Genomic DNA, 12,840 nt, shown 5'->3' with positions numbered 1-12,840 from the left:
CCCTTCAAAAATTACCAAGCCAAAAAATTTCAAGCCCGCGAGTATACCTCAAAATGCACAATTGTGCCTAAAATCCTTAGTGCCACGCCCTTGCCTATGGCAAAATATCGTCTATTTCCCCTTAGATAACGTTGTAGGATTGAGCCTCAGTGCAAGATAAAAATTTCGATCCATTGGCCAAAAAATTTGCTAAAAATATCTATGGCACGCCCAAAGGCGAAGTCAGGGCTGCCGTAGTATGGCGCGATCTTAATCTCGCCTTAACTCATCTTGGTGATAAACCGCTGCGCATACTCGATGCTGGCGGCGGCTTTGGCTTTTTCAGCCAAAAGCTCGCGAAGATGGGCCATCAAGTGATCCTATGTGATATATCGAGTGAGATGCTCGCTATCGCCAAAAGCCAAATCAAAGACTATGAGCACCAGCATCAAAAGATGCTCGACATCAACTTTATCCATGCCCCTATCCAAGCACTCAATGTGGCAGAGCATGGCTATTTTGATCTCATACTCTGCCATGCGGTAGCCGAATGGCTCAGCGATGCCGAGCAAACTCTGGGCGTGCTGACAACCTTGGTCAAACCAAGGGGGCTTTTTTCACTGATGTTTTACAACAAAGAAGCTATGTGTTTCTTCAACCTAGTTTCAGGTAATTTTGACTATGTTGCCGCAGGATTAAAGGTGAAAAAGAAAGTGGGTTTGACGCCGACACACCCACTCTATATCGAACAAGTTCGCGGCTGGTTAGATAACTGGAACATGACCACCATTGCTGAGTCAGGAGTGCGGGTGATCCACGACTATTTAAAGCAGCAACAGCCTGCCAACTCCAGTTTTAACCAGCTCATTGAGATGGAGCTATGTTATTCGCAGCATCCAGCTTATCTGCCGCTGGGTCGCTATGTGCATTTTATCTGTCAATGGCGCTAACCACGACGGGTTACTGACAACGCTGTTGCCAGCAATTAGTGGCTTTAACATCAAATAACTGCTGCATCTTTGCGGGGATACTCTTGTCCCCCACCACATGCCCAGCGCCAACAACAATAAATAACGGCTCTGGCGTGCTATCATCAGCCATCAGCTGAGCTATTTTGTTGCTCATGTTGACATTGCGCTGCCAAAGTAGTTTTTCAAGTAACTCGGTATCTTCTCCCGGCATCTGCGCCTGCATTAACTTATCAAGCGCTTCTTCATCACCATCACGCCAAGCGTAAATTAAATTAAGCATCTCATCATCGGGCGCATCAATCGCTTCAATCACCATATCCCATTGGGTTTTAGCTGAAAATGACGCTAGCAACTTAAACTGAAACTCAGTGCTTTCTAATTCAATTAATGGCCGTGGGCGATTTTTTTGTACCAACACCTGGTCAACACCAAACTGTGCTTGATAACCCAGCTCATCGAAGCGCATCACACTCAGCTGCATCGCTTGCATCCATGCCGAATAGGGCCGTAATGAATCACATAACGTGCCACGATATTGGCAATATTGCGCCATGCGTTGTTCGACATTCGCACCTTGAGGTGTGGAGGGCAGCCCATATTGACGGATAAGCGCCATCACATCGACATTGTCGATATCCGCTTCAACCACTAAGGCCCCCGCCTTAGCGAAAGCACGCTCAATTTGTGGCGCCATCGGATAGAAATCATCACGTCCAACATGAATGGACCCCAAAAGATAGGCGGTCTTACCGCGATACTCTAACTGATAAAAGGGTGGTTTGTCGGTAACTGCCGCTTTCGCATCAGTCCCACTGAAGAAATAAAATAACCCCACCAACGCCAGTAAAAGTGAACCACGACTTGTTGCCATCAGACTAGCCCCTTATAATTCGGCTAAATTTTATGATAAGAGGCTGTTATGCCACATACACACCTAGTAGAGCAACTGAAAGAGAATCTTCAAGTAGCTTACCGCCAAGCGATCGATGCAGATGCGAAGCTCGATGAGCTTAAAAAAGCGGGACATGGCAAGTTCAGCACGATTTTCACCCAAGATGAAGGCTTTGATGCCCGCAGCAATCGCTTTGGCCCATACGTACAAGAGTTGGCACTGGAGTTAACTCAACTCCCCAATGACGCCAGTAGCATGCCTGCCGCATTAGAAAAATTTGTGCGGAAACTGGGTGTACTATTACAAACCTTACAAGCCTTTAAGAGCCAAGCAAAATAGTCATTCTGGCTTAATCGTCATAAAGCTGTCATAGGATGGTCATAGAATCGCTTCACTACTAGTTGAGGCGATTTAGATATGACGGCAATCGATCTGCGCGATACATTGGATAAGATCATCATTCAGGAAAAGATCCATGTCCTGTTTCAGCCCATTTTCAATATAAGCACCCAAAGAATCCATGGCTTTGAAGCCCTGAGTCGCGGACCACAGCACAGCGCCCTTCACTCCCCAGTGCCGCTCTTCCAAACTGCGGAGCATGAAGGCCGTCTAGCTGAGCTCGAAGAGATATGTCGTCGTCACTCCATCCATCGATTTAATACGAGCGAGTTACCCGGCAAGCTATTTATCAATATTTCGCCCAAAGCCTTGTTGGAACCCAGCCATGCTAAGGGGCTCACCCTCAGCCTAGTGCAAGAGCTAGGGCTTTCGCCCAACCAAATCGTCATAGAGCTCTCTGAGCAATATCCCGCCGATGATATCGATCTACTGAAAGATTGCCTAAACCACTACCGCAGCCAAGGTTTTCTTACCGCCATTGATGATCTGGGCACAGGTTATTCTGGGTTAAGACTATGGTCAGAATTGGCACCCGATTATGTCAAAATTGATCGCCACTTTATTCACAATATCGACAGTTCACCAGTCAAACAGGAGTTTGTCCGCTCGATTATCGATTTGTGCCAAAGCCTCACCTGTAAAGTCATTGCCGAGGGGATAGAAACCCAAGCGGAGCTAGCACTGTTAAAACAGTTGGGGATAATCTACTGCCAAGGCTATCTGCTTGGCCGCCCAGAAAGTGAGCCCAAGCAGCACTGTACTCATGCGCCCAGTGCCGAACCTATCGCGTTACAAGCACGCTATGCTGAATCAGCCGAGTCACTCTGTGCCCGGGCTATTACCGTCAATCCACAAACCAAACTGAAAGCATTAAGTGAACTCTTTATTACCCAACAGTCGTTGCAAGCCATTGCAGTGGTCGACAATAAGAAACCATTAGCTATTGTAGATAGAGCCCAATTGATGGAGCTGTTTAGCACCCCATATGGACGCGCCCTGCATGAGAATAAAGCCGTCAGTGAAGTGATGGATAATAAGGTATTGATAGTGCAAGCCAGCGACCCAATCTCTAAAGTAAGCCAGCGATTAACAGCATCAGATCACGGCGTTGTGGCCCAGCAATTTATTATCATGCGCGATAAGCACTTTCTCGGTATCGGCCACACCAAAGATCTACTGCAGCAGATCACCGAACAACGGATCAAAATAGCTCGCCATGCCAACCCACTGACTGGCTTACCTGGGAATATTCCGATACAGGAGGAGCTAAAGCGATTACGTGATCATAACCGCGCCTACTACTTAGCCTATTTCGATCTGTGTAACTTCAAACCTTACAACGATATCTACGGCTTTTGTCGTGGGGATGAAGTGATTCAATCGGTGGCTAAACTGCTGCAGTTGCAGCTGTGTGGCGATAATTTTGTTGGCCATATTGGCGGGGATGACTTTGTTATTATCAGTACCGATGACAACATCATCGAGCAGTGTTTTCAGGTTTTATCTCAGTTCAACGCTAGCAAGCAGCTATTTTATAGCGCGGAGCATTGGCAAGCACAGAAAATGATTGCTGAAGATAGGCAAGGCGTATGTAAAGAACATCCACTCATCAGTCTATGCGTTGGATTATTGCCACCAGAGATCACTCATAGCTGCAGCGAGCAAGCGCTATCAGCTTATAGTGCTGCAGCAAAAAAACAGGCTAAAGACGCTGAAAACGCCTTTAGCCTGTTCAAACTACCAAAATGCTATCCGATACAAGCGCATCCATTAAAGCGTGCTTAAAGCTGCGGAGTAATACTCTTTTTTAGCCAGTCGGCCAGCATTTTTGACTCGTAGCTAAGTGGCTTATCGCTTCTGATGCCAGTGGTGTGCATAAAACTCATGTCAGTGAGCTTCTCATCGCCAGCCACAATCACCTGATCGCCATCAAGGACCTTGTAGCTAAAGGTCATACGAGGCGGATAAAGGTCTTTGATCACGCGAAGATCATTAGTGGTGGCACCAAATGTCGGGCGGACATCACCAGCAAGGTCGACGTCGGTCACCACCATTTCTAACGTTTGATTTGGCTTGAAGTGTTTGGCCGCTTCTTTATTAAGGTTTTTAGTGAGTGTCTCAAAAGTACGTTTTTCATAGCGAGATTGAATATCGCTCACCGCTTTAACGTCCCGATAGCTATCAACATCCTGCCAGGTGATTTTAACAATACCAGTTTCGGTGACAGGGTCGACTTTGGGTTCATCGGCAGCAACCACATTTAGGGAAACTAGCGCCCCCACTACTAGTAGAGATTTAAACTTCATCTTAGCCTCCTTCGGCTGTACAACTTTCACTCAACATCCTTACTGTACAAAAGCTAACCTGAATATTCGCTTAATGCAAAGTTAATTGGCTAGCACTCTGTCTAGGGTACTTTTTTGAAAAAACTCATTAACCTTTTACCTCCATCACACCCTTTTCGCTCCCACCTGTATCCTGATTGCTTGTTGCTGAGTTAGACTCTAGGTTTACTCCATCTAAGACAAATATACATGCAAAAATTTATGCCTATTCTCTTTGTTGCCTTGCTATTTTCAGTGGTTGGCGCAGTCATCATTTGGATCAACCAAGGACAACAGCATGATGAACCAGAAACTTGGTCGGCATTTGTTTACGCCAATGGATATAACTCTGGTCGCTATAAAAAGACCGATGACTTTGATGACTATTTACGCTGCAAAACATTTGCAACAGAGCAGGCCCAGCAATTAGGCAATGTCGTGTGGGAATGTGGTCTTCGCTGTCGATTTGACGCTAGCCGTCAGGGATTCCAATGTGAAGCGATGCAAAATCATTAAATAAGCCGATTTATTGTTTACCTATATACACAACTTAACTGATGCTTTTTTGTTCAGCTCGGATTCAGTTTATCACCGCTATTATATCCCCCAAGTTAACGAGACTCGATGCACCGACAAGTTCTGCACCACCTCGAATATACAGTCGATAACGGCTTAGTGACCCTGAGGATGACACCCTCAATTTGACAGCCGCGTCTGCTCAAGTTGAAGCAAACGGTTCCTGATAGTAGGTCTAATTGATTAAAATTGGAGCAAGTATTATGAGCAACTCAATCACAAGGACACGGGTAAATTTCTCAGGAAAGATGGCACTCATTGCAGCAGTTATTGTTGCTTTTGCTATCTCCACTCAAGCAAAAGCCAATGAACTCACCCCATCAGAGCAGGCCGCTGTTCAACAGCACTTTGAGATCCTCGACCAGCATCAGCAAGCGAGTGAAGCGCAGATCATCGACGATATTCAAGCCAACCTCGATCAGCAAATGGAGCAGGCCGAAACGCAGTTTATGGAAACCACATGTGCTGAACACGACAGACAATACGATAGCGAGACGCAAGTCTGCTACGAATAACAAACCAATCCATCAATAAAAAGCGGACCTAGTGTCCGCTTTTTTTGCTGCTATTTTTAGCAAAATTAGAAAGGAAAACGCTGACTGAGCTGTGGATAAGTCGATTTAAGCTGTTTTTTCTTATGAGAAAACTTCTTCCCCTGAGGCGTTGCTTGCCCTGAAGGTACGAATGGCAACTCATCACCACAGCGGTCTTCAAAAATTTGTCCAGCAATCAGATCGTAATCTTCGATAAAAGGATAAGCGTAGCCATCTTTCTCTGGCCAGGTCACTAACGCCCCCAGACAGTCAGGATCTAACAAGACTTTTTCAAACCACTCCTGCCCTAGAGAGATCAAAAAACAGCGAAACTCAGCAAATGCATATTCACTGTCGCAGCCAGTAACAATATAAGCCGCTCCCCAAATAGACCAAAGATAACAGCGACGCATCTGCTGAGAAAATAGCTTATCAAATGCCGCCAACTCTTCGTTGCTCAGCGGTTCAAGCTTTTGCTTTAACGCTTCAGCTAAGGTTTCTTGGCTTTGATCGGCATGGCTGCGGGTCACCAGTTGCCAAAACTCTATTTCAGTCATCATACTCTCGGACAATGTAATAACCGCGACATATTACCTTAGACAAGCTTGTGACACAGTAAAATTGCATGATTTTGTGCAAAGCAATGGACTAACAGAAGCCATTTTTCTACACTCGCTAGCAAATTAATCATGAGTCTTGTTTATGAAACGACCCACTCTCGCCTTGAGCTTGCTTATCGCACTCTACTTAGTTATTGCGGTGATTGCCCTGTGGCGCACCATTGATACCCAAGCGATGGATCTCTTTTCGCTGGGCGTTATCCCCGTGCTCATTGGTTTATATCTACGTGCCTCTTGGGCTGGTGTGGTGTTAAAAGTGTATATCGCAATACAGACGTTAGGTTTTACTGCACTCGCCACCACAGGCATCATCGCTTACCAAATTACCCCAGAAGATGTAAAAGTGGTTTTCAATGGCCAAGAACTCCCCTTGCCATTGATAGCAGTACTGGTAGTTAGCCTATTAGCCTTTCAATGGTGGGTGGCATTTACGGCCTCAACCAAACGCTATCTTAGCGAGTGATCCGACAAGACTGATATTGCCAAACTACTAACCATGGGGTAGTTTGGCTAACCTTAATCATAACAATAACTATATGAGAACCATGATTATGGGTAATCTATCTCCCAGTGAACTCTCTATTTTGCTCGTTGAGCCCTCTGATACTCAAAGAAAAATTATTTCCGCTCGCCTTGCCCAAGAAGGAATTAGCAATATTCAAACCGCTGCTAATCTCACCCAAGCACTAGCGATTATCTCGCGTCACCACCCAGACCTAGTTGCCAGCGCCATGCATTTCGATGATGGTACCGCACTCGATCTGCTTAAAACCTTGAAAGAGACCGAAGCCTACAGCGACATCCAATTCATGTTGGTCTCTAGCGAATGTCGCCGTGAGCAGCTTGAGGTATATCGACAATCTGGTGTGGTTTCAATTTTGCCCAAACCCTTTTCGTCTGAGCACTTAGGTGCCGCACTTAACGCAACGATCGATCTACTCAGCCATGATGAGCTGGATCTCGATCATTTCGATGTGCACAACATTCGCGTATTAGTGGTCGATGATAGCCGGATGGCACGAAATATTATTCGTCGCACCATCACCAACTTAGGGTTGAAGTTGATCACTGAGGCGACCGATGGTGCCGAGGCGATTGAGCTGATGAAATCTAACATGTACGACCTAGTTATCACTGACTACAACATGCCCAATGCAGATGGATTGGCGTTAACCCAGTTTATTCGTCAAGACAGTCAACAATCCCATATTCCGATCTTAATGGTCTCATCAGAAGCCAATGATGCTCATCTAAGTAACGTCTCTCAAGCGGGTGTTAATGCGCTGTGCGACAAGCCTTTTGAGCCCCAATTGGTTAAACAACTGCTCTATTCCCTACTAGATGACTAACATTTTGCGGATTTTTGACTTAAACCGCCATTTATCCGCATAAAACCACTTTCCAAACAGGGAGGCTTGTGGCATGTTAAGTCCAGCAATTGCAAGTATCTAATGTAATTGGTATTACTAAATCTACGGAAAGAAGAGACTATCCAAATGAATAAAACTGAACTTGTTGCAAAAATGGCTGAAAGCGCTGAACTCACTAAAGCAGAAGCTGCTCGTGCATTAAAATCTTTCGAACAAACAGTAGCTGAAGCGATGAAGAACGGCGAAAAAATCTCTATTGTAGGTTTTGGCTCTTTCGAAACTTCAAGCCGCGCAGCCCGCACTGGTCGTAACCCACAAACGGGTAAAGAGATCCAAATCCCAGCTGCAACAGTACCTAAGTTTAAAGCAGGTAAAACACTTAAAGACAGCGTTAACTAAACACTGCCCTAAGTCGTAAAAAAACCTCCTCTGTGGAGGTTTTTTTATGCACTAATTATGTGCACCACTGCATCATAACGAATCAAACACACGACCCACTTACGAACACAAATAAATAAGATACTGAAAAACATAAATAAAATAGTTGGCATACTCTTCGCTATGTTATCTGGTAAGCAACCATGCAATTTTAATAAAAGCAAAGTACGGTTGCTCCCCTAGACCAACATAAGGAATGAGTATGAAACAAGCACTTCGCACCCTTAGCACTCTTGCAGGTACCATGATGATTGCCTTACCGGCGAGCGCTAACGTCTCAGGTAACATCGGTGCCACCTCTAACTACCTATGGCGCGGCACCACCCAAACCAACGATGCTGTTGCTGTTCAAGGTGGGTTAGATTACGAACACGATAGTGGATTCTATCTTGGTACTTGGGCTTCGAATGTAGATTTTGGTGATGGAACCAGCTACGAGATAGATTTCTATGGTGGTTATGCTGGCAGCATAGGCGATGACTTTGGCTACGATGTCAGTTACCTCTATTACGCCTATCCTGATAGTGAGGGCAGTATCGACCTTGGCGAAGTGAAAGCAGCCGTAAGTTGGAAGTGGCTAAGTTTAAGTTACTCAACCATAGTCAACGCAGGCAGCGACGTCGCCAGCGATCCATACGACAATAAAGATTTGAGCTACATCGATGCAGGAGTGAGTTTTCCACTGTCCGACACCCTTTCACTTTCAGCTCATTATGGTTACTCCACTGGTGATGTGGTCAATGCATGGTTTGATACCGACAACTATACGGACTACTCAGTATCTGTCAGTAAAGATACCGATTTTGGTACCATCTCTTTCATGGTGAGTGACACAGACTTAGAAGATGATGACCCTAAGGTGGTTATAGGTTATAGCTATAGTTTCGATTTGTGATCATCATCTAAATGAGCTGCCACTAAATTAGGTGGCAGTTCTATTTTCAAGACAATCAAAACCCATTATATTCAATAATATACCCTGTAACTCTCGACATTTTATCCTCAATTAATCTGCTAATTTGGGTAAATTCGATTTTGTTAACCTCCTCTCACTTTTGTTGCTAACTCCCTGCTATTTTCCTCATTAGCGCTCACTAATGTGAAACTAACTAATTGAAGATTAATTGAAAGCATTTTCCGTAGCGCCACCAGTAACGCTTTGACCACCTATCTTTTGTCAAAGCCTGTCGTGCCAACCAGCACCAAAGCTGTGCTACCGGGCACTGTATTTGAGATAAGAGGAGTCCACTATGGCTCAATTAATTGATTTTATTCCTAATGATTATGAAATCGAAGCGATGACAGCGCCAAAAAATGCCAAAGCCGCCTGTGAATTACAACACAGGCGAGAAGTAAAAAAACGCCTCGAAGAACGACTCGAAGCGGCGGCACTAAAACGTGCAATGGGTGGTGATTTCTATTAAGCAATAAGCATATAGGGTCGCTGATAAAGCCGACCCATATGTTTAAACTGTCTGGCACGCGACGACGGCGGTTAAACTACTAGCAAGCGCCTTTAAACTTTCAACGCGCTTTGCTAGTTGCTCGCCCTCTACCGCCACCGACTCAGAAACTTGATTAGTGTTTACTACACTGGTCGCGACTTCACTGCTGGCACAATTAAGCTGCGCTAATGCTTCCCCTTGCAGGGCCATTAAGTCTGCTAGCTGATTAACATCGTGCACAACACTCGCCACCTGCTCAATGATTTGAGTCAGTTCGCCCGCGGTGTGTTCTATCGTCTGCTGACCCTGTAACACTTCACTGCGACTGCTTGACAGCAATAAGCGGATCTCTATCGCAGACTGATTACTCTTAGCCGACAACTCCCTGACTTGTTCAGCCACCACAGCAAAACCACGACCATATTGCCCCGCTCTCGCTGCCTCGATAGCGGCGTTCAATGCTAGCAAATTCGTCTGATCGGCGACCGACGTGATGAGATCGGCCACCGATACGATTTTCTGATTACTGTGTAATATCGCTGCAATCGCATCAGTAGAGGCAACTAACGACTGAGCGCTCGCCTGCGCTTGGCTATCAATAGTTTGGCAGCGCTGCTTTAACTCCGCCATAAACTGCTCCGATTGCGCCATATCTTGCGTCATGCGATAAACCTGCTGACTCATCTCCTCTGCCGCACTGGCTTGGGACTCGCAGTTAACATTGAGTTGATTCACTTGGCTATGTAAGGCAACCGCTTGCATATCAAGGTCGACAGCCACGTCACTGAGTTCTGTCGCATCTTGATTAGCTTGGGTTAAGACTTGCCCTAAACGCTGTTCACCCGCCAATGCCTTAGTCGCACCTTGCTCAATCGCTTGCTGCGCGTCCGCTTGCGCCTTGTTGGCCTTCTGCCTTGCTGCACTCGTAAAACCTTGAGCCACGACAATCACCACTAAAGGTAATACCATACCACTCCATGCTTCGACGGCAGCACCAGTATCGGACAGCACAATAGTGGCAACAATTAGACCACTTAGGCCTTGCTGCACCATTACCGCTGAGAGCAAAATCACCCCAACACTCCAAATCGTAGCTAGTGTTAATGAAGCCGTAAGAAAAAAGGCAATTATCAGCACGGCAACCCACAAACTCTGACTCGATTGTAAGATCCCTCCGCCTTGATAAATCACATTGAGCGCATGCAACACCATGCCTAAAAAGCCAAGATTCAAGGCTAAAGTGATCTGTTTGAAGAAGCGAATGGAAGCAGCAGCAATAATTTCAATGGCAATCAAAAAGACTGAGGTGATCATCAACAAGGTATGAGCCTGTTGTGTCCATTTAAATAAGCTATAGAGTCCGGTAAACAAACACAGTAAGGTAAAAAACAATACCGTATCGACCATTCTGACTTGATCTGTCGTCCAGACATGGTCTCGCGGGAAAAACAGATAGCGCCACAATGCTAAGGGGGTCATTGGCTTTTATCCCATCCGACATCAATCGGAAATTTGGCATTCATCATTCAAACTACAACGCCGAGTAATTAAGTCAGCCTGTTTCCCGCAGCGCTGGTGAGCATCAACGTACACTAACGGGTGAGCAAAAATAGCAAACGTTATCAGGCCACGCTGATAGACCTAAATGAGTCCATTCACGACGACCTTCGCACCTGGTTGCAGGCCAACAAGCTGACTTAACGCTTAGCCTTTTAGCATCTCTTTTTTAAGGCCTTTATCGGTTGGGTTATTGCCAAGCCAGATAGCCAATACCGCTTTACGGAAAGTTTCACCACTGGTCATCGACAATTCTTTGCCGTTCTTGTAGCTGATAATACCTTTACCCGGAATGCTCACTAAGGTGAATTGGTCACCCTCTTGAATCGGCTCTGCAAACGTCGCAATAAACGATTTAATACTGTCAGCAATCGGCGTGGTATTGCCATCTGTCGCGCGATTAAAGCCATCATGCATCGCTTCAGTCATTTTTTCAGAAGTGATCATACCCGAGGTAATATTGAGCCTGATCGCCGCCACTTGATCTCCATTAACCACTTTAGATGCTTGTTCAGCCTGCTCTACGGTATAGAGAGAGCCAACATACAGATCCATAAAAAACTTACTACGCACCCCTGCGCCATTAAGCTGTAGCACTTGGTCTTGCGAATTCAGAGTATCGAGCAAGTCGACCCCCCCGACTTCAGCAGCAGAGGCGGTAGACGTACTCAACAGCAGCGCGCTGGCTAATAACAATATATTCTTTTTCATCTTTCACTCCGTCGATATCAACATGCAGACCTGTGTGACTCACTACTGCACCTTAGTCATAGCCACATAGATCAAATAAAAAAGCACTAGCGCCGAACTGGGGAGCAAACGCTAGTGCAAGGATCACAACCTAGAAAGCGTGGTTGTATTCAATCCAATAACTGTCATCAGTGCTGTCGCTGTTATCTGTTTTATAGTTAACACGAACGTTTTGACGTTTATTCATCTGATAAGCCACTGATATTTCGCCAGAGAAGCTGGCCATCTGGAGACCACCATCCATGATGTCATCGCTCCAGCCTTTACCTTGTAGCTCTTCGGTATATGAGGCACTCACCAGTGTCCACCAGTTATCATTAAAGGCATAACGCGCGTAAACCATACCCGTCATAATAAGCGATGGCACATCGATACCACTGCTCGATACTGCTGTGCTGCCCGCCATATTTGGTGGCAAAATTTGCGACATGTTGTCTTCAACGACAACCGCACCTGCATAAAGAATTGGCCAGATATAGAAGTTATCTGAAACCGGAATCGTCATCACCGGACCCGCTTGAACCACAGCCATATTGCCGTAGAAGGGGTGATCAGCCAATATGGCATCAACAGACCAGCCTGTGCCGTTGGTCGTGTTAATGGTGCCGTAACGCAAACGGAAAGAGCGCTTGCTGGTTTCATCATTAAACGTTGGCACCATGCCGTAGTCAGGGTGAGCAACCATGCCGGTAAACTGTGGCGTTTTATCACCTTCGTTAAACAGGTTTTTTGCTTCAAAAATGATCCCCGTTTTTTGCCCTGAAGTAGCTGTTTTCTCTGACAGCATCAACTGCCCCTTGATGTTAGCGCCTTCGCTACCATAAGAAGCACCAAGGGAGGTGTACACATCCGTTGGATTGGACATATCGATATCGGCATCATCAGCCGCCATCGCATTGAAACCACAAGTCATTGACGCTAAAACCGCTACACTTAAAAGATGCTTTTTCATAATTGACTCCATCATCATAATTTTATCTATTTGT

At 45.7% G+C, this 12,840-nt stretch carries 16 protein-coding genes; 10 read left to right on the top strand and 6 right to left on the bottom strand.

Going from position 1 to position 12,840, the window contains the following annotated elements; translation table 11 throughout:
* The first annotated feature begins 149 nt into the window (after positions 1–149).
* Entirely contained in the window at positions 150–929 is a 780-nt protein-coding gene (locus tag L876_RS0104270) for a methyltransferase domain-containing protein (protein WP_028762658.1), read from the top strand.
* A 10-nt stretch (positions 930–939) separates the two neighbouring features.
* On the opposite strand, the gene L876_RS0104265 is transcribed toward L876_RS0104270, so the two are convergent.
* Positions 940–1,821: a TraB/GumN family protein gene (locus L876_RS0104265; RefSeq protein ID WP_028762657.1), complete on the bottom strand. Its 882-nt coding sequence runs from the start codon at positions 1,819–1,821 to the stop codon at positions 940–942.
* A gap of 48 nt (positions 1,822–1,869) precedes the next feature.
* Here L876_RS0104265 and L876_RS0104260 point away from each other — a divergent pair, with 48 nt between their 5' ends.
* Both L876_RS0104260 and L876_RS21070 read left to right on the top strand, forming a co-directional pair.
* Positions 1,870–2,181: a hypothetical protein gene (locus L876_RS0104260; protein ID WP_028762656.1), complete on the top strand. Its 312-nt coding sequence runs from the start codon at positions 1,870–1,872 to the stop codon at positions 2,179–2,181.
* A gap of 78 nt (positions 2,182–2,259) precedes the next feature.
* Positions 2,260–4,026 carry a GGDEF domain-containing protein gene (locus L876_RS21070; protein ID WP_051412917.1) on the top strand — a complete coding sequence of 589 codons (1,767 nt, stop codon included), beginning with the start codon at positions 2,260–2,262 and terminating at the stop codon, positions 4,024–4,026.
* Here the strand turns inward: L876_RS21070 and L876_RS0104250 are convergent.
* The gene (locus L876_RS0104250; protein ID WP_028762655.1) at positions 4,023–4,547 is read right to left on the bottom strand and encodes a DUF3016 domain-containing protein; all 525 of its coding nucleotides are present in this window, start codon (positions 4,545–4,547) and stop codon (positions 4,023–4,025) included. The genes L876_RS21070 and L876_RS0104250 overlap by 4 nt on opposite strands.
* 228 nt (positions 4,548–4,775) lie before the next feature.
* Here L876_RS0104250 and L876_RS0104245 point away from each other — a divergent pair, with 228 nt between their 5' ends.
* Positions 4,776–5,081 (top strand): hypothetical protein, encoded by a 306-nt coding sequence (locus tag L876_RS0104245; RefSeq protein WP_028762654.1) that lies wholly within the window; start codon positions 4,776–4,778, stop codon positions 5,079–5,081.
* Between the two features lie 263 nt (positions 5,082–5,344).
* A complete protein-coding gene (locus L876_RS0104240) occupies positions 5,345–5,656 on the top strand; it encodes a hypothetical protein (protein ID WP_028762653.1) in 312 nt (103 codons plus the stop codon).
* A 65-nt stretch (positions 5,657–5,721) separates the two neighbouring features.
* On the opposite strand, the gene L876_RS0104235 is transcribed toward L876_RS0104240, so the two are convergent.
* Positions 5,722–6,231, bottom strand: coding sequence for a DUF4240 domain-containing protein (locus L876_RS0104235; RefSeq protein WP_028762652.1), 510 nt, complete (start codon positions 6,229–6,231; stop codon positions 5,722–5,724).
* Positions 6,232–6,376: 145 nt separating this feature from the next.
* Between L876_RS0104235 and L876_RS0104230 the strand changes: the two genes are divergently transcribed.
* The 5 genes from L876_RS0104230 to L876_RS22885 all read left to right on the top strand — a co-directional run bounded on the left by L876_RS0104230 (position 6,377) and on the right by L876_RS22885 (position 9,526).
* Positions 6,377–6,757, top strand: coding sequence for a hypothetical protein (locus tag L876_RS0104230; protein ID WP_028762651.1), 381 nt, complete (start codon positions 6,377–6,379; stop codon positions 6,755–6,757).
* A gap of 88 nt (positions 6,758–6,845) precedes the next feature.
* Complete coding sequence (locus tag L876_RS0104225) at positions 6,846–7,643, top strand: response regulator (RefSeq protein WP_028762650.1); 798 nt, start codon at positions 6,846–6,848, stop codon at positions 7,641–7,643.
* Between the two features lie 147 nt (positions 7,644–7,790).
* A complete protein-coding gene (locus tag L876_RS0104220) occupies positions 7,791–8,063 on the top strand; it encodes an HU family DNA-binding protein (RefSeq protein WP_028762649.1) in 273 nt (90 codons plus the stop codon).
* 241 nt (positions 8,064–8,304) lie between these two features.
* Positions 8,305–8,997: a TorF family putative porin gene (locus L876_RS0104215; protein WP_028762648.1), complete on the top strand. Its 693-nt coding sequence runs from the start codon at positions 8,305–8,307 to the stop codon at positions 8,995–8,997.
* Positions 8,998–9,352: 355 nt separating this feature from the next.
* Positions 9,353–9,526, top strand: coding sequence for a hypothetical protein (locus tag L876_RS22885; protein ID WP_169731089.1), 174 nt, complete (start codon positions 9,353–9,355; stop codon positions 9,524–9,526).
* Positions 9,527–9,568: 42 nt separating this feature from the next.
* Here L876_RS22885 and L876_RS0104205 read toward each other — a convergent pair whose 3' ends face one another.
* From L876_RS0104205 to L876_RS0104195, 3 genes are all read right to left on the bottom strand, one after another.
* The gene (locus L876_RS0104205) at positions 9,569–11,026 is read right to left on the bottom strand and encodes a methyl-accepting chemotaxis protein (RefSeq protein ID WP_028762647.1); all 1,458 of its coding nucleotides are present in this window, start codon (positions 11,024–11,026) and stop codon (positions 9,569–9,571) included.
* A gap of 225 nt (positions 11,027–11,251) precedes the next feature.
* Positions 11,252–11,815: a chalcone isomerase family protein gene (locus L876_RS0104200; protein WP_028762646.1), complete on the bottom strand. Its 564-nt coding sequence runs from the start codon at positions 11,813–11,815 to the stop codon at positions 11,252–11,254.
* Positions 11,816–11,945: 130 nt separating this feature from the next.
* Positions 11,946–12,806, bottom strand: a complete 861-nt coding sequence (locus L876_RS0104195) for a hypothetical protein (protein WP_028762645.1) — start codon at positions 12,804–12,806, stop codon at positions 11,946–11,948.
* Positions 12,807–12,840: the final 34 nt, after the last annotated feature.

It is taken from the genome of Shewanella colwelliana ATCC 39565 (assembly GCF_000518705.1).
GTDB lineage: Bacteria > Pseudomonadota > Gammaproteobacteria > Enterobacterales > Shewanellaceae > Shewanella > Shewanella colwelliana.
The sequence above is the reverse complement of the archived record's forward strand: the minus strand, read 5'-3'. Positions and strand labels throughout refer to the sequence as shown.